17 protein-coding genes are annotated in these 18,042 nt (G+C 38.1%); 7 read left to right on the forward strand and 10 right to left on the reverse strand.

Annotated elements, in window-relative coordinates:
• Positions 1-26 precede the first annotated feature (26 nt).
• On the forward strand, positions 27-716 hold the full coding sequence (locus P7D84_RS00695; protein WP_137602911.1) for a YoaK family protein: 690 nt from the start codon (positions 27-29) through the stop codon (positions 714-716).
• Between the two features lie 79 nt (positions 717-795).
• Here P7D84_RS00695 and P7D84_RS00700 read toward each other — a convergent pair whose 3' ends face one another.
• Together P7D84_RS00700 and P7D84_RS00705 are read right to left on the reverse strand one after the other, a co-directional pair.
• The gene (locus P7D84_RS00700; RefSeq protein ID WP_311804683.1) at positions 796-1,311 is read right to left on the reverse strand and encodes a VanZ family protein; all 516 of its coding nucleotides are present in this window, start codon (positions 1,309-1,311) and stop codon (positions 796-798) included.
• Between the two features lie 138 nt (positions 1,312-1,449).
• Positions 1,450-2,400 carry an aromatic acid exporter family protein gene (locus tag P7D84_RS00705; protein ID WP_311804684.1) on the reverse strand — a complete coding sequence of 317 codons (951 nt, stop codon included), beginning with the start codon at positions 2,398-2,400 and terminating at the stop codon, positions 1,450-1,452.
• A gap of 222 nt (positions 2,401-2,622) precedes the next feature.
• On the opposite strand from P7D84_RS00705, the gene P7D84_RS00710 reads away from it, so the two are divergent.
• The 5 genes from P7D84_RS00710 (at position 2,623) to P7D84_RS00730 (ending at position 6,499) form a co-directional block, all read left to right on the forward strand.
• A complete protein-coding gene (locus tag P7D84_RS00710) occupies positions 2,623-3,084 on the forward strand; it encodes a DUF441 domain-containing protein (RefSeq protein WP_137602908.1) in 462 nt (153 codons plus the stop codon).
• 120 nt (positions 3,085-3,204) lie between these two features.
• Positions 3,205-4,947, forward strand: coding sequence for an ABC1 kinase family protein (locus P7D84_RS00715; protein ID WP_311804685.1), 1,743 nt, complete (start codon positions 3,205-3,207; stop codon positions 4,945-4,947).
• Between the two features lie 189 nt (positions 4,948-5,136).
• Positions 5,137-5,706 (forward strand): alkaline shock response membrane anchor protein AmaP, encoded by a 570-nt coding sequence (gene amaP, locus P7D84_RS00720; RefSeq protein ID WP_311804686.1) that lies wholly within the window; start codon positions 5,137-5,139, stop codon positions 5,704-5,706.
• A gap of 11 nt (positions 5,707-5,717) precedes the next feature.
• Complete coding sequence (locus tag P7D84_RS00725; RefSeq protein WP_311804687.1) at positions 5,718-5,906, forward strand: DUF2273 domain-containing protein; 189 nt, start codon at positions 5,718-5,720, stop codon at positions 5,904-5,906.
• 56 nt (positions 5,907-5,962) lie between these two features.
• Positions 5,963-6,499: an Asp23/Gls24 family envelope stress response protein gene (locus P7D84_RS00730; protein WP_311804688.1), complete on the forward strand. Its 537-nt coding sequence runs from the start codon at positions 5,963-5,965 to the stop codon at positions 6,497-6,499.
• 46 nt (positions 6,500-6,545) lie between these two features.
• Here the strand turns inward: P7D84_RS00730 and P7D84_RS00735 are convergent, their stop codons facing one another.
• The 4 genes from P7D84_RS00735 to P7D84_RS00750 form a co-directional block, all read right to left on the reverse strand.
• Positions 6,546-7,508, reverse strand: coding sequence for a P1 family peptidase (locus tag P7D84_RS00735; protein ID WP_311804689.1), 963 nt, complete (start codon positions 7,506-7,508; stop codon positions 6,546-6,548).
• Between the two features lie 133 nt (positions 7,509-7,641).
• On the reverse strand, positions 7,642-8,646 hold the full coding sequence (locus P7D84_RS00740; protein WP_311804690.1) for a nucleoid-associated protein: 1,005 nt from the start codon (positions 8,644-8,646) through the stop codon (positions 7,642-7,644).
• Positions 8,647-8,806: 160 nt separating this feature from the next.
• Positions 8,807-9,478, reverse strand: coding sequence for an ABC transporter ATP-binding protein (locus P7D84_RS00745; protein ID WP_311804691.1), 672 nt, complete (start codon positions 9,476-9,478; stop codon positions 8,807-8,809).
• A gap of 1 nt (position 9,479) precedes the next feature.
• Positions 9,480-10,550: an ABC transporter permease gene (locus P7D84_RS00750; RefSeq protein WP_311804692.1), complete on the reverse strand. Its 1,071-nt coding sequence runs from the start codon at positions 10,548-10,550 to the stop codon at positions 9,480-9,482.
• A gap of 102 nt (positions 10,551-10,652) precedes the next feature.
• On the opposite strand from P7D84_RS00750, the gene P7D84_RS00755 reads away from it, so the two are divergent.
• Positions 10,653-11,243, forward strand: coding sequence for a TetR/AcrR family transcriptional regulator (locus P7D84_RS00755; RefSeq protein ID WP_311804693.1), 591 nt, complete (start codon positions 10,653-10,655; stop codon positions 11,241-11,243).
• Between the two features lie 31 nt (positions 11,244-11,274).
• On the opposite strand, the gene thrS is transcribed toward P7D84_RS00755, so the two are convergent.
• The 4 genes from thrS to P7D84_RS00775 form a co-directional block, all read right to left on the reverse strand.
• Positions 11,275-13,182: a threonine--tRNA ligase gene (gene thrS / locus P7D84_RS00760; protein ID WP_311804694.1), complete on the reverse strand. Its 1,908-nt coding sequence runs from the start codon at positions 13,180-13,182 to the stop codon at positions 11,275-11,277.
• A 373-nt stretch (positions 13,183-13,555) separates the two neighbouring features.
• The gene (locus P7D84_RS00765) at positions 13,556-16,231 is read right to left on the reverse strand and encodes an ABC transporter permease (protein ID WP_311804695.1); all 2,676 of its coding nucleotides are present in this window, start codon (positions 16,229-16,231) and stop codon (positions 13,556-13,558) included.
• Positions 16,232-16,395: 164 nt separating this feature from the next.
• Positions 16,396-17,739: a PFL family protein gene (locus P7D84_RS00770; protein ID WP_311804696.1), complete on the reverse strand. Its 1,344-nt coding sequence runs from the start codon at positions 17,737-17,739 to the stop codon at positions 16,396-16,398.
• 12 nt (positions 17,740-17,751) lie between these two features.
• Entirely contained in the window at positions 17,752-18,021 is a 270-nt protein-coding gene (locus P7D84_RS00775; protein WP_311804697.1) for an ACT domain-containing protein, read from the reverse strand.
• Between the last annotated feature and the right edge of the window lie 21 nt (positions 18,022-18,042).

Raw genomic sequence — 18,042 nt, forward strand, 5'->3', positions numbered from 1 at the left:
AGTCAGCGAAAAGAGTTGAGTTACAGATGGATAATAGTTTTCATGAAAATCGTTCAGTCGGTCTGCTGCTGACTTTTATTGGCGGTATGCTCGATAGTTATACATATATTCGTTATCAAGCATTTGCTTCTGCTCAGACAGGTAATTTGATTTTAGCAATCATTCAGGCCTACGAACGAGAATGGAACATGGTTGGGAAAAAATTACTTTCCACCTTATTCTTTTTTATTGGTATTCTTTTAGCAAAATTTATGATTGATTATTTCAAAAGAAAAGAGCTGCATTTTTGGCGCTTGTTCCTGCTTTATTTTGAAGCAGTGATCTTTTTTGTGATCAGTTTGCAATTTTTACAGCCTCATCCAGCGATTATTACGATCATGATTGCATTTACCGCTGCAATCCAATGGATCTCTTTTGATAAGATTAATGGTCTTGCTTATACAAACCTGTTTACGACAGGTAATTTAAAGGGCGTAGCAACCAACCTTTATGACTACTTGAGTACTAAAGATCACGGAGCAAAGACCCGTTTTATCCACTTCCTTTTAGTCGTTGTGGCATTTATTGCTGGAGCTATTGTCTCAGTTTTTGCTTACCGAATACTGAAAACGAAGGCGATTTTGATTATCGCTGGATTGTTTCTTTATTTAGCACTTTCTGAAACATTTTTGGTTTGGCGGTTCCAACGAAATACGAATATCTTGCAAAAAAAATAAGAGATTTATTGAGATCACAAAAAATATCCGAACGGCAGCTGTCGTTCGGATATTTTGTTTTCTCTTTTTCTATCTTTGATTAATGGGGGAAGAAAAACATTCTTAAAATCATTCCCAGATAAAAGATCCCCATAACCATACCGATGATAATCAATCCCTTATCCACTTTTGTTTCGGGGATCACTCGCGTCAATCCATGATAGACACAAAGACCTAAAAATCCACCACTAAAATTCATTAGCAAATCTGTCACATCGGTTACTCCAATTCCTAAAAGAAATTGTAAGACCTCAATAGTCAGTGAAAATGTAAAAATAAACATGCTTTTCTTTATAAACGGCAGATTCTTTGCTGAGATTCCTAAAAGAACACCCAATGGGATAAAAATGATTCCATTTAAGATGATTTCATTCAAGACGATTTTTCCATCCACAACGGCCGATCCTTGAAAAGGAATGAGATTGACCGAACGGGTTGGATGAGCAATACGGGCTGCGATATCAGAAAAAGATAATGAGAATTTGAATAATAAAATCCAAATCAATAGTAGTAAATAAATAACAAGCAAGATTTTGCTCAGCTTTTTACTGACCATTTCTTCTCCTCCTTGAAGAATTTATTTAATGAACGATCCCGTTTTTTTGATCCAGTCTGGTTAGTAAGTAACGTTCATCCATATTTTTTATTATAAAAAATATCCTGCTGGTTTTTATCGGACAAAAGACTGATTTCATTACTTATTTCGATGAAATCCGGCTTTGATCTCGATAAACTCTTGAAATAAACGAAAAAGTTGAAACAACATGGCCCGCTCTTCAAAAGCTTGACGATCCTCTGGTAATTTTTTCTGTTGGTAACGCTGATCAAGTTCAGCAATTTTAGTTAAAATCTCTGAGCCGTCATTCTCTTCTGCCAATGTTTGCGCCGTAAATTCAAATAGCTCTTGCAGTTCTTGTACATCATCAGGTGAAGCCTGTAATTGATTCAATAATTGCAACATATCTGACACTACATTTAATTGCAGACGACGCATCGCAAAATACTCAAAATAATAACTATTTCCTGAGAAAAAGCGATTCTCTTCAAATTCTTGAGCGCGAATTTGGGCCTTTTTTATAAATTCTCGTAAAGACAAACATTCGCTTCGCAGTTGCCCGTCTTGATCTAATTGATTTAAACTGTCCGACATTTTACTCAACATTTTTTTTAGCGAAATTTCTACTACCGCCTGATCTTCTTGAATTTTTTTCTCGGTATTGGGCATATAGAGATTTACCGCCAAGGCACAACCGACCCCAATAAACATCAACAAATATTCATTAAAGACTAAACTAATCGGCATGGCACCAGCCACTAAGTAATGTGTGACTAAGACTGAACTGACCGCGATTCCTTCGGTCAGATCAAATCGAATCGATAAAGGAATGAAGGCTAAAAGATACAAACCAAAAACCAACGGATGAAACCCAAAAAGAAAGAAACAACCAGCTGCGATACTTGTTGCAAGTGTTAAAGAAAAAAAGCGATTGATAGCTGTCTTAGCAGTGGAACGCTTCGTATTTGTCACGGTTAAAATCGCAATAATCGCTGCCGAAGCAGCTGATTCTAGCTGAAAACTACTAGCAATCAATAGCGCAATTGGCGCTGCTGCTGCTGTTTTGATTGTCCGTAAGCCGATTTTCATTTGTCATCCTCCCTATTTTTATTAAAAGTTGTTGCTGTTTCTGATTCAAATGAGACATTTGATCCATCTCTTCCTTTAAATTCAAATTATTAAAACTATTAAGAGCTTACCTTAAAATCGCTTTTAAAAAAAGTCGCAACTTCTTGGATTATCTTGTATAGTAGATACGATGTGCATATACTTATCGACTAACTGATCATTATGTAAAAAAGGAGAGCAAAGATGGAGAGTTGGCTTTTTCTAGGCGTCATTTTATTGATTGCCTTTCTTGCAAAAAATCAAAGCCTTTTGATCGCGACGATCGCGATCTTGATTTTAAAATTGATTCCTGCTTCGGATAGATTGTTGTCCGTTTTAAATAAACAAGGGATCAATTGGGGCGTTACGTTGATCTCAGCGACGATCTTAGTCCCCATCGCAACCGGGGATATCGTTTTGAAAGATCTTTTGAACACCTTGAAATCACCGCTTGGCTGGGTAGCGACGATCTGCGGCGTACTTGTAGCAGTTCTTTCTGCAAAAGGAGTCGGATTGATCAATCAATCGCCTGAAGTTACTGTTGCGTTAGTTTTTGGGACGATTATGGGCGTGGTTTTCCTAAAAGGAATCGCAGCAGGACCAGTGATCGCTGCCGGTATTACTTATTGTATCATGCAAGTGATTCAAATCGTGACTGCTAAATAGAACAGACCTCTAATTCTTTTTAAAGCGATTAGAGGTTTGTTTGTATCTTGTAAAAATCTTTTGTAAGATAGAAATGAATGGTTCGGCTATTATTACAAGGATACTTAGGAGATGAAAGCCATGCGCGAACAGACTAAGACTGCCCGTTTACGACAGATTATAAAGATCCTCAATCATTATCATGTCGTAAAAAATATCACACAACAAAAAAATCCAGCTGATGTTCGCAGTGCTTTTGAAGAATTAGGGCCGACGTTCATCAAAGTTGGGCAAATGATGTCGGTACGAACAGATATTTTCACTTTGGCTTTTACTAAGGAATTGCGCAATTTACAAGACGATGTGAAGACGGATTCTTTTGCTTCTGTAAAAGCCTTAGTTGAAAAAGAATTAGGACTGCCTTTAACAGAAATCTTTGACTCATTTGATGAACAACCTTTTGCCTCTGCTTCGATTGCACAGGCGCATCATGCACGTTTAAAAAATGGACAATCCGTTGTCGCTAAAGTACAACATCCCGGGATTGCCGCTGAAATTGAATTGGATCTATCTTTGTTTGAAAAGGCGATTCCTCTTGCTAGCTGGGTTCCTGAAAGCAATGTGATCGACCTGAAACACATTTTAAAAGAGATCCGCGAGTCTTTGCAAAATGAATTAGATTTTCAAAAGGAACTGCTGCTAGCAGAAAAATTCTATCGCTTGAATGATGGCTGGAAAGAGATTCGTGTACCGAAAATGGAAGCCGCTTACTCTACTAAAAAAGTCATCATCATGGATTTGATGCCTGGCACGAACTTAAAAGAGTTAATCAGTGCCCCAGATGATACACTTGTCCAAGAAAAATTGACTTATAAAGAACTGAAAAAAACGGTCAGTGAATTATTGATTGAACACTTCATGAAAGAAGTATTTGAGGATGGATTTTTCCATGCTGACCCCCATCCAGGCAATATTTTACTCCAGCTGCTGAGTGATGAAGAAAATCAACAGACTGCTCCAGTAAATCAAACCAAACGCCAAGGCACGATCGGTCACGTTCCATATACAATCAACTACACTAAAAAAACAGCCCTGCGTCCGTTTCGTTTGAATTTTATTGATTTTGGAATGATGGGGACGCTTAATCGCGAGATGCAAGCGAAGATGAGCAATGTAATCATCGCAATTTACAGTAAAGACAATCAACGGATCACTAACGCTGTACACGCAATCTGCAAACAAGTCGGTAGTTTTGATGAAGAGAAATTCACATATGAATTGGATGATTTTTTGAACCGTTATTTGAATCTACCGGTAAAAGAGATTGATCTGCAAAAGGTATTCTCACAAGTTGTTGTCATTTGTCATGACAACAATCTCCAAATCGATGACTCCGCAACGATGCTGATCAAAGCATTTGGTACGTTAGAAGGCGTTATCGAAGATCTCAATCCCGATCTATCTTTGTTTGAAGTTATTGCACCTTTTGCCCAAAAATATTTTATCCAACAACTGAATCTAAAAGACGAACTGCAAGAAACAGGGCTGGATTATTTATCCACCTTAAAAGCTTTACCAAAGATTCCTTCCCACGCACTGAATGTGCTGGATACTTTTGCTAAAGGAAAAGGAAAATTAAATCTCGAATTGAAAAACCAACGAACTCTGTTGGAACGTGCTGAAGCGATGGTCAATCGCTTAGTCATCGGCTTGATACTCTCTGCTTTAGTCATTGGCTCGTCGATTCTAGTCCAGACATCGCCAAAAGGACATACTTTGATTTCTAATTTAGGAATCTTTGGTTATTCTGTCGCGGCACTTTCGATCCTCTTTTTGATCCTTGAAAGCCTCTACCGCCGTTACCGCAAATGGAAAGATCGTTAGCACATTAAGCTATGACAGCTGTCATAGCTTTTTTATATAAATAAAATCTCTTTCAAAAAAATTACATACCCTCTTATCCTCGAATGATTCAGTGACTCTCCTTCTGAGCAGATTGATTTACTTAAAACGAGGATTATTTTATCATTTTTATATAAACTATTTTATTTTTTTGATTAAAGGCGGTGTGTTATGAATAGAGCTTATAAAATACTCTTAATTCTTTTTTCACTCGTACTACTCTCCATTTTTCTTTCTGTTATCACCATTTATTACTTCATCGCTTCACATTCACTGACTTTCGATTCAGTGCAACAATTTGTACTGACAAATAATTATGCTCAACGTTATTTATTTTGGGTGAGTGTGATCTTTGCCGCTTTAACAGTAATTGCGCTCTTAGTGATTTTATTTTATCCAAAAAAAGTCACTAAATTTATCTTACAAGAAAAGCGCGGACAATTATCTTTAGACAAACGAGCGATTGAAGGGTTTGTTCGAACAAGTATCAAACAGGAAGATTTTATGGACAACCCCAAAGTACATGTTACAGCCACAAAAAAGAAGTTGAATGTGCAAGTTCGCGGGCAATTGAAAAAGACTTCTGGTTTAATCGGTCAAACAAATCATTGGGCTCAAAAAGTAGAAACAACAATCCATAATTTATTAGGCCCTGAAGAAAAGGTAACGATTCAAGTGACACTCCAAACATTTGAACCTGTTCCAACAAAAACAACGATGACTCGGCCACGAGTAGAATAGGAGGGACAACGATGCAAGAATTTTTGACCCGGGAAAAACTACCTGTGATCTTTGGCATCATTGGTTTCATTTTAGCCGTTCTATTTTTTTCTATCGGCTTTTTCAAAACAATTTTACTCATCTTGATCACGACCTTTGGGGTAGTCATCGGTATTTATCTAAAAAACAATCATATTTTAGATGATTACTTAAAAAAATAAGAAACCTGACTTCAGAGTTTCTTTACAAAACAAATATACTCAAAAGGAGCGAAACTATGGAAAATACAACAATCAAACCAACCGAATCAACAAAAGAGATCAATGGTGAATTGACTTATGAAGACAAAGTCATTCAAAAAATTATTGGAACTGCTTTAGAAAATGTTGATGGTCTATTGACCGTAGACGGTGGTTTCTTCTCTAACATCAAAGACAAATTAGTCAATAGTGGAGATATGACTTCCGGCATCAGTACCGAAGTCGGCAAAAAACAAGTTGCCGTAGACATGGATATCATCGCCGAATATGATAAAGACATCCATGTTATCTATGAACAAATGAAACATTTGATTGCAGAAGAAGTTCAAAAAATGACTCACTTAGATGTGATTGAAGTCAATGTCAATGTAGTGGATATCAAGACTTCCGAAGAATACAAAGCAGAAAGCAAAACTGTCCAAGACAAAGTTACCAGTGCTGCTCACACGACTGGACAATTTGCTTCAGAACAAACAAATCGAGCAAAAGACATCTTGAACAGTCAAACAGATAAAATCAATGATGACTTAGAAACAGAACCACGAGTTGAATAATTTTCTAATTAATCGATAGGATAAAAAAACAGCTGGGATATGCATCCTAGCTGTTTTTTTCTATATCTTGATAAGCTAAATAATTTCCATAAGTTGTTGCTGCCTTGGTTCCTTTTACAATCGCTTGTCGAACAGCTTCGACTGCTAAAATCGAGACTGCTTCAAAACTTGCTTCAATTTGATTGGCACCTAGAACAAACAATGTATCCCCGTCATATGTCGTGTGAGCTGGACGAATCGCTCGAGCGATCCCATCATGACTGATATCGGCTAATTTATTCATCTTAGCTTTCGAAAAAGTCGCATTCGTCATTACACAACCAATTACCGTATTGCCATCAAAAAGTGCTTGCTCATTTTGATAATGTTCAAGAAACAACTGTTCAGAAAAACCAACACGACTCTCACCAGGTTTACGAGCTCCCGCAATGATTTTGCCGATTGTCTCATCATAAACATCTCCAACGGCATTGACTGCGATCACAGCCGTTACCCAAAGTTTTTCATGACGCATCGTGTGCAGACCAATTCCGCCTTTCATGGCATTTTTTTCACCATTGATTGTACCAACGCTGCAGCCTGTTCCTGCTCCATAATTTCCAGATTGAAAAAGTTGCCCACTAAATGCCTGTTCACATGCTTTACGTCCTGCTTGACTATCTGGACGAACATCTGATTGTCCGATCCGAAGATCAAATAGACTTGCTCCAACAACATTCGGAACAAAAGTAATTCCCATATCTCGTCCAATTTTATTTTCTTCTAAAAATTCTACTACTCCAACATTAGCAGCCAAACCAAATGCACTGCCTCCCGATAAAGTCACTCCATGAACAAATTTCCGATTGTTTTCTGATTTCAACGCATCTGTGTCTCTAGTATTCGGTGAGCCACCGCGGACAGAAACACCGCCAGTTACTCCATCTTCACATAGAATCACAGTACACCCAGTCATTGCTTTTCCATCGGTATATTGTCCAATCCGAAAAAATTCTTGATATTCTTCCACGTTGCTTCCTCCGACGATTTTTTCTTGTCTAAAAGTAGTTTAACTTTTGAGTGATTATTTTTAAATAGAAAAACGTCCTTTTATTGACTGCGTGCAGATTCCTTATCACTGACCTTCAATCAATAAAAATTTTTTATAAGCGATTGATTACCTCATCAACATTTTTGATTGTCACTGAGATGGTCCCGTCAGGATTATTGATAAACTCGATTAATTCGGGATTTCGATACACTTCTAGTGGGACGATTAATTCGATACCATTGGATAATTTCAATTTTTGTTTACCATATTTTTTTTCAGTGATCTCGCGAACTTCTCGCAAAAGCGGGGCTTGATCGACATAACCTTTTTCCGCCACTTCTTCTTGAAAAGCCAGTTGTGCCGATACATTGTCTTTGAAAACTTTTTGAGCGACGATTTTGGCATCGATTTGACCACTTTCTTCCACCACATCATACACTGCTTCTTTTACATCAGCGATCACATCATGTTTTTGATTTTCAAATTTTGCCCCGATTTTTTCTGCGGCTTTTTTAATAACTCGAACATTTTCTTCCAACGAAGGTGCCGGGCGGCTTTCAATCACTTGCGTAGAAAAATACAAACGTTTTTCACCAGAAAAAGGATATTTTTTCTCGATCAACTCATAACTCAGATTGCTCAAATGAACAACGATACCTTCGTCGGCTTTTTGTGATTTATTTGATAACAATGCGCGGTGTAGGATCAATTCATTTTTTAGTCCTTTTTCATCTGAATCGACTAGATGAGTATATCCTTCATGATAATTTACTTTTAAAAAAGCAAGATACATTTGCGTGTCTTCTTCATACAAAATAACAAACGCATCCGCACTAGGAGCCTCTTCACTTTCTTTATACGCTTCATACCAACGCGTCACGATTTTCTCACTAGCTGGTAAAAAATCATGTTCTGCTTGTTGGCTCAATAATGCGAAGTGTGAATCTTCTGTCAGTGTCCCGGTTTTTGTTTGTGCCGAAGATAATTTCTGCACTTTTTTTGTTAAATAGTCTCGAATATAGTCCTTCGTCAAATCCAACTCGCTCTGACTATAAATTGGATCTCCTGATTCTCGATCAATGATATGAAGGGCGGCTTTTTTTAAATAGATATCCATTTGTTTCCTGCTTTCTAGCTGAATTCTTTCATTTCTGTAGAACAAAACAAGAGATTTATTGTTTTTTTCTACAGTTAGTTTCTTCATACTGCAACTAGTTTCAATCCAAAGAGCTAGTAGCAACCTAACTATCATACACAGGAAACCAGCGATTTAGCAACTATTGTTTCAGTAATAATTCGCCGTCTTTCATTTGATAGATTTTATCGCTCCACTGTGTCATCCGTTCATCGTGAGTGACCATGACGATCGCTTTGTTGCGTTCATGGGCCTCTTTTGCTAAAAGTTTTACTACATCATATGCATGATCCGAGTCGAGGCTAGCGGTTGGTTCATCGGCTAAGATTAATTGCGGATCATTGAATAACGATCGCGCAATCGCGACGCGCTGCCTTTCACCTCCGGACAATGCTTTAGGGTATTGTTCACGTAATTCCCAAATGTCTAAAGATTTCAGCAACGCGTCAATTTTTTCCGGATTTTTTTCTTGCTCGATTTTTTCTACTAACTGAAATTGTTCTTGAACTTTTAGAAAGGGAATCAAATTAGCGCTTTGTAAAATAAAACCGATCTCTTTGAAACGTGCCTTTGATCGTTCTTTTTCATTCATTTGACTAAAATCTGAGCCATTGATGATGATTTTGCCTTCCGTTGGTGTTTGCAAGCCGCCGGCAATCGTTAAAAAGGTACTCTTTCCTGAACCAGATGGTCCGATCACACTGACAAATTCTCCTTTTGCAACAGCAAAATCAATCTGCTTTAATGCAGTGACTTCCGTGTGTCCGTGACCAAATCGTTTAATAATTTTTTCCATCAGCAAAACATTCTTCATCTTATTCTCCCCCAATCGCTGTTACTGGGTCTACTTTTGTTACAGTACGCATTGAGAACAATCCGCCCAGCATCGCAACAAAAACTAAGATCACACTGTACAATAGCCATTGAGTATGATGGATTGCAAAAGGCATCGCACTTGGTAATACCAAACTGGTAAGGATACTCAATCCAACAGCAATCACAACACCGATTATTCCTACGAGAAATGCTTGTGCTAAAATCGAACGTACTAAATAACTCGTCGCTACTCCTTGCGCTTTCATCACACCAAAAATCGCCGTTTTTTGCAGTGTAATTACATACATAAAAATCCCAATGATTGCCGTCACAACCACAAATAGAAAATAAATCATCGTATTCAACGTCAATTTTTCTGGCGTATAGCCTGGAATATTTTCAATAAAAGTTGCTGGAGTCATTTTTTCCAATTTGGTTTGGCCTTTTTGCTGTGTGATAGTTGTCTGGCCTTTTGTTGCAATCATATTGATTGGTTCCGCTCCACTAGAGTGATCCCCATATTTCAGTGTTTTGAACGCGGTCGGATTTAAATAGATCACTGGAGCGATTGTGTAGGTCGTTGCTTTGCTGATACCTACGATTTTCAATAGTCGATCGTTGATTTTTATCAACTGATTCAAGCGATACCCTTCTGATAATAGATTTTCAGATACGATCATTTCATTATTTTTTTGATACAGACGCCCTTGAATGATCTTCGGTACGACAAAAGAAGCATTGGCTGTCCCAAAAATCGAAACATTGGTTTTTTCGCCGCCGCTTTTTTTCTCAATTGCCGTCCCATAGACGCCTATTCCTGCTTTTTCTTTGGCAGTCACTCGATTCATATCACTTTGTTGTAATTGTGAAGCATTGACAACTTTATTACTGTCTTCTGACAAAATAATCGTAGTTGCCTCCCAATCATCGATTGCTTTACGATTGCCGTCAGCTAATCCGTTAGCTAGTCCCGACAGCATAAAAACTACATACGCAACTAGAATCATGATTCCTACGATCAAACCGTATCTCAATTTCGCATAGCGAATTTCTTTCCAAGCTAAAAACATTTTGCTCACCCTTCCTGAAACTAGAATACACTTCCGGTGACAAAATGTCACCAATTATGTTTCTATGCTATAATAGAAAAAAGCAGTGTTAGGGGGTGCCAAATGCCTAAAAAAACGTTTCTAAATCTACCAAAAACACGTCAAGCTGAGATCCGCGAGTTGCTATTGACTATTTTTTATGAAAAACCTGTCAGTCAAGTTAAAGTCAGTGAGATCGTAGAGGCGTTGCAGATGTCGCGTGGGATTTTCTATAAATATTTTGAAGATTTGAATGATGCCTATGATTATTTGATCCACTTTTATGCTGGTGAGATTCACAGCGAGATTATCACCTATATGACAAAACAAGAAAGTGATTTTTTTCAAGGAATCGAAGCCTTTTTATTACTCTATGTCGACTTGGATCACTCTTCTTCTCGTTATCGTCAGTTAGTATTGTTGGCACAAAACAGTCATCTTTTTTCCTATCGTTCAGCGGATGAACATGGGATCACTGCATGGAAACAACTTTTAGCAGAAAATCAATTTGTGATGTCCACAGTGGAGGAACAAATTAGTTTTTTATATTTTTCAATGAAATTAGTTATCGATTCGTTGACAGATATGTTGGCAAATCACTGGGGAACAGAAGAGTTGTTAAAAGATTTCCGTTTTAAGACTCGTTGGCTGTTTGAAGGAATCAAAAAACGCTGAAAAAATTTCAGCGTTTTTTTACTTGATTGATTTAATAATATTGATGGTTTTTCTCTTGGATCTGTTGCTTCAAAAGTTCCATGAATTCTATTTTAGTCAGTTGTTTGACCCCATCACTGCCATGTTTGCGTACTGCAAAGGTCCCTTCTGCCAATTCTTTGTCACCGATTACTAAAATATAAGGGATTTTCCGCAATTCAGCTTCGCGGATCTTTTTGCCTAATTTCTCATTACGTAGATCTTTTTCCACCCGAATTCCAGCAGCATGAAATTCTTGGAATAATTTTTCCACACCATTTTTATGTGTCTGAGCAACACTGAGTAAGGCCACTTGTTTAGGCGCCAGCCAAAGTGGAAATGCTCCGGCATAGTGTTCAATCAAAATTCCTAGGAAACGATCCAGTGAACCAAAAACTGCTCGATGAATCATGACTGGTTGCGCTTCTTGATTATTCTCATCTATATAACTTAAATCAAATTTTCCTGGCATTTGGAAATCCAATTGGACAGTCGCACATTGGTGACTGCGATTCAATGCATCTTTAATATAGATATCGATTTTAGGACCGTAAAAAGTGCCATCCCCCTCGTTGATATTGTATTTATACCCAAGGTCTGTCAACACTTTACCTAGTGAGGCTTCCGCTTCATCCCACAGCTCAATCTCTCCCATAAAATCATCGGGACGAGTCGACAATTCGACCGCATATTCAAACCCAAAAATCTTATACACTTCATCAATGATTTTTAAAGCTAATGCAATCTCTTGTTCGATTTGATCGCGCCGAACAAAAATATGGGCATCATCTTGACAAAAGGTTCGGACTCTAAGCAAGCCGTTCAATGCCCCACTAAACTCATGACGATGAACTTGGCCAAATTCAGCCATTCGCATAGGCAGATCCCGATAAGATCGCTTGCGATCTTTGAAGATCAAACAATGTCCTGGACAATTCATCGGTTTTAATGCATAGTCTTCATCTGCTACTTTTGTAAAATACATATTATTTTTATAATGATCCCAATGACCAGAACGTTCCCATAAACGCTGATTCAAGATCAACGGTGTTTTAACTTCTTTGTAATCATATTTTGCTTGTAACTCACGCAAAAATTTCTGTAATTCATTACGAATGATCAGTCCATTTTCTAAATAAAAAGGCATTCCTGGTGCTTCTTCAGAAAACATAAATAAATCGAGTTCTTTCCCCAATTTTTGATGGCTTCGTTTTTCTGATTCTTCCAAATAATCCAAGTGAGCTAACAGTTGGGCCTTCTCAGCAAAAACGACCCCCGTTACGCGTTGCAGCATTTCATTATCTGGATTTCCTTGCCAGTACGCCCCAGAAACTTTCAATAATGAAAAATAGTTCGCCGCAGCCACTTCTAGTGCAGCTGGTTCAAGGAAAAATTCTGTCACATCTCCAAAAGAATAAACAAAAATAATCCGATCATCTGCTAATTCAGATAACGCAAAAAGTTTCAATTCATTGTCTTTGAAGACTTCTTTTGCTTCTGATACAGTCAATGCCGTACTTTCGATTTTCGCATCTGCCTTGATTTTCTGTTTCATATGATGTTCCAGATCTTTTAAAATCAATGCACTTAACGGCTTATCTACTCGCAGATCAATCCAGATTGTTTGATCTTCACGTTGTGATTTTGCAAAAAGAGCCTCTGGATAATTAGATTTGATCGCCTCTTCCAGTAAAAGACTGACCAATTGACAAATGGCTGTCGTCCCTTCTGAAGTAGAGCAGTCATAAAAAGCAATCTCTGAATTTTTTTTGACTGGAGTTGATAAGTCAACAAGCACGCCATCAATACTGCCAACAACTGCTTCTTCCAGCAATTGATTTTTTATTTCAAACAAGGTGGTATTTTCTCTCACCTTTTGTTTGCTTCCATCCGGTAAAACAATTTCGATTTCTTTTGACATTCAACTCAACTCCGATCCGCTTTTTCACTAAAAAAATTATTCTTGCGTACCTTTTCTTAATTAATTTTAACAAAAGGATGGATGGGTTTCCAATAAAAAAACGTCCCTATAAAATAGGGACGTGAATAAACGTGTTACCACCCAAGTTTCCAAAAAGTTCAGCCTTTTTGGCTCATAAGATACATAACGAGTATCGATCGGACCGTTTGCGGCCACTCAAAGGGAGTAATCTATTTTTCGCAATCAGAAGCTTCCAGCCTCGGCTTCTTTCTCTTGTGATGACTAATAAAATCAGATCATATCCTTCTCATTGCATTCAACTATTGATTAAATCATAGACTGGCTAAAAATGTTTGTCAACGCTTTTGTACGCTTATTCATTTGATTTTAAGGCATCGATCATATTAATATGCCGCAAGCGAAAATGTGTAGCAACCATGACGATTGCTGAGAACAAAATCGTTAGTCCGCCAGAAACAAGATATGCCCCGGGACGAATGACCAATGGGAAGGTGATGGATTCCATTGACGCCTGATCCAAAATAAATTTGGTCAAAATAATTCCCAGACCGTAACCAAATAAAATACCCAAGAAGGTAAAGACAAAGTTCTCACGGAAGATATAAGAAGTAACTTCTCGATCATAAAAACCTAACACTTTAATTGTGGATAATTCGCGTAAACGCTCAGAGACATTAATATTCGTTAGATTATACAACACAATAAAAGCCAATAATCCCGACAAGACTACAAAGATCCACACGATTCCATCAAGATTTTCCATTGAATGTTCTTGTGTTTTGATCTGAGTAGACATAAACGAAGTATTCATTACTTGTTTTGTGCTCAAGAGTTTCTGTGCCAATTTTTTTTCTTCCGTTTTAGTCATTTTTTGACTCTTTAACAAATAGCTGTTCTTGATAAATTCTTTCGTGCGAACTTGTTGATAATATTCTTTTGACAAATAGAGGAAATTCCCTAAATAGTTATCAGCAATTTCAGCGATTTTTACCTTGAAAGTCTGCTGATCTTCATCATAAATCGTTAACTGTTCTCCTTTTTCTAATTCAAACAGCTCAGCCATTTTTTGTGTAATCACAACACCGTCTTCTGGTAATTCGAATGTTTCACCACCGGTTTTCAGATGAAGATAGTTTTCAAATTTCTGGCGATCTTCTGGTACCATCATCGTTAATTTTTGATTGGCTTGGCCTTTTTGTTTTAATTCGACTGTCTGATTCATGGTAGCCAAATAACTTGTGATTTTTTCATCCTGAGAAATGACTGAACTTACTGCAGCATAATCCGGCTGTTCTTTCAACGTAACGGTCGCCCCATAATCAATAATCGGTCCAAATTGTTTATCTCCAACAGAGCCGATAGAATCTTTCAATCCTACTCCTGCAACCATCAAAGCCGCACACCCCGCAATCCCGATTACTGCCATGACCATCCGTGACTTATAGCGAAAGAGATTCCGATAACTGACTTTTGAATTAAAACTCATTCGTGACCAAATTGGAGTGATTCGTTCTAAAAAGATCCGTTTTCCAGGTTTTGGTGCCTTGGGTTGCAAAAGTACTGCCGGTTTTTCATGGAGTTCTCGTAATAAGACAAGTAATGCCGCACCCAAACTAGCAAACAAAAAGGCAATCGTTGCTTGAATGATTGGACGTGCTAAATAAAAAGCTTGTACTCCTGGGAAATTATAGCGGTCGCTAGAAAGAACAAAAATCAAACGCGGCAACGTATGCGTCCCAATTAAACTTCCTAAAACAATTCCCAATGTCGCAGCTGATAAAGCATAAATAATGTATTTGATTGAAATTTCAAAACGGGAATAACCTAATGCTTTCAGCGTTCCAATCTCTCGCCGATTCTCTTCGACCATTCGAGTCATCGTTGTAAAGGTAATCAATGCCGCGATAAAAAAGAAAAAGATGGGAAAGACATTGGCAATCGCCGCGATACGCTCAGAAAGATCACCGTATTCTTGAAACCCAGGATTATCGGCTCGCTGAGTATACGTATAGCTAGGTGTTTTTAGTTCATGGAGTTCTTTTTCACTTTTAGCAATTTCTTCTTGGGCAGACAATAATTGTTCCCGATTGCCGTTGAGTTCTTTTTGTTGTGCTGCTAATTCGGCTTGAGCTTGAACCAATTGAGGATTCGGAGCTGTCTGAGACTGCTGCTCCAGCTGCCTTTGGGCCTGATCCAATTCTTTTTGACCAGCGTCAAGTTTTGCCAAGTTAGCTAGTACTTCTGATTTTTGGGGCAATAATTTCTTCTCAGCGTCCCTTTTGATTTCTATCAATCGTTCTTTAGGACGATCGGCAAAGATTTCTTCCGTTTTTTCGACGTTTTCATCCATTGTTTTTTCATAATCTTTACCGTAAGTCTCTTTGTTTTGAACATTTGTAAAGCGAACATAAAGTACCGATTTGATGTCACCGGAAAAATTACTCTCTGGTACGTAAGCAAAAAAATCTACACTGCCATTGCCAATCGTTGAAAGACCACGTTCTTCTGTATTGATATAGAGTGGTGACTGAGCAAAACCTACAATTTTAAACTTTTTCCGCTCCAACTGATCTGGCTGATCGATTTGAAATATCTGATTTAACCGATAACCTTCTTTTTGGGCTTTTTCGTCTAAAATAATTTCATTTTTCTGTTTAGGCAGGCGGCCTTTTTTTACGATCAATTGATTTTGTTGATTTTTTTTAGCATAGGAATACAATTTGATGACTTCGTTTTTCTCATGATCGGCATAAAACAGCTGATAACCACTTTCAACTTGCGCATGTGGAATCTTTGCTGCTAACTGTTCGTCTTCTTTTGTCAGACCACCGGTTGAAACAATCTGCAGATTAGCTAATTTTTGTTTATCCACGTATCGGCTGGCTGAATGATTTAAGATTGGACCAGTAGCTTTAATCCCCACATACAATAAAGTTCCTAATAAAATAATTAAAACGATCGCAATAAAACGACCTTTTGAGTAAAAAATTTCGCGCAAACTTGCCTTTAGATATGTCTTATTTTTCATCTATCTACTCCTGTTTTTTCGTCCACTTCATTCTAACACAAATTTTTTTCATATCTGGCACGAAAATTTCTGACTAAATAAAAAAAGACGACGCAAAAAAATTTGCGCCGACGATTATTCCTAGCTAAGTAAGATGTTCTTATCCAGAAGTTACTCGTAAATACCTAATTTTTAAATGAATGAATCGGTGCTGGGATTCGTCCACCACGAGCAACAAAATCAGCAGAACCAGCTGAATTGACCGCCATCACGGGTGCTCTTCCTAGTAATCCGCCAAATTCCACCATCTCACCAATCTTTTTCCCTTTAGCTGGAATGATCCGTACAGCAGTCGTTTTGTGATTGATGACTCCAATTGCTGCTTCATCTGCGATCATCGCTGAGATACTGCTGGCAGGTGTTGCGCCAGGGATTGCAATCATATCTAGTCCCACTGAACAGATTGCAGTCATCGCTTCAAGTTTTTCGATTGATAAAGAACCGTTATTGACCGCGTCAATCATTCCGGCATCTTCAGAAACTGGAATAAATGCGCCTGACAAACCTCCCACATGGTTGCAAGCCATCACGCCGCCTTTTTTCACAGCGTCATTCAAAAGTGCTAACGCAGCAGTTGTCCCATGCGTTCCGACACTTTCTAATCCCATTTCTTCTAAAACATGCGCCACTGAATCCCCGACTGCCGGCGTGGGAGCTAATGAAAGATCCACAATCCCAAATGGAACATTTAATCGTTCAGAAGCGATTTTCCCTACCATTTGTCCCATTCGCGTAATTTTAAATGCAGTTTTTTTCACGACTTCTGCGACTACATCGAAGGGTTCTCCTTTAACTTTTTCTAAGGCACGTTTTACTACACCTGGTCCACTGACTCCAACATTGATGACACAATCTGCTTCACCTACGCCATGGAAAGCTCCAGCCATGAAAGGATTATCTTCTACTGCATTTGCAAAAACAACAAGCTTAGCACACCCTAAATCCGATGCCTCTGCTGTTTTCTTTACAATCTGCCCCATATGTGCGACTGCATCCATATTAATCCCCGCTCTTGTTGAACCAATATTAACTGAAGCACAGACAAAATCTGTTTCTGCTAATGCTTGTGGAATCGAATCAATCAAAATCTTATCGCCGTGTTGATAGCCTTTTTCGACTAAAGCAGAAAAACCGCCAAGGAAATTTACTCCCACAGCTTTAGCCGCTCTATCCAATATTTTGGCAAATTTCACATAATCAGTATCCGGTGTTGCGGCAGCAATAATACCGATTGGTGTGACCGAAATCCGTTTGTTGATGATTGGAATCCCATATTCCGCCTCGATTGCTTCTCCTACTTTAACTAAATCTTGTGCTTTAGTTGTAATTTTTTGATAGATTTTTTCACATGCGCGATCACTGTCACTATCAATACAATCTAACAAAGATATTCCCATCGTAATCGTTCGAATATCTAAATTCTCCTCTTCAATCATTCGAATCGTTTCCAGTATTTGCTTGGTTTCCACGAACAGACCTCCTTATAATTTATGCATCGTATCAAAAATTTCTTGGTTTTGGATACTGATTTTCACACCCAATGTCTTACCTAATTCATGAAGCTGTATTCGGGCTTCTTCAAAATCAATAGTCGTATTAGACAGATCTACTGACATCATCATCGTAAAATATTCCCCCATGATTGTTTGAGAAACGTCAAGGATATTGATTGTTTGTTCCGCTAGATTTTGACTGACACCAGCGATGATACCAACTTTATCTTTTCCAATAACTGTTACTACGCCTCGCATTTGCATAACTCCCTTCAAATA

Origin of the sequence: Enterococcus dongliensis, from assembly GCF_031927985.1 — a bacterium.
GTDB classification, from domain to species: Bacteria; Bacillota; Bacilli; order Lactobacillales; family Enterococcaceae; genus Enterococcus_A; species Enterococcus_A dongliensis.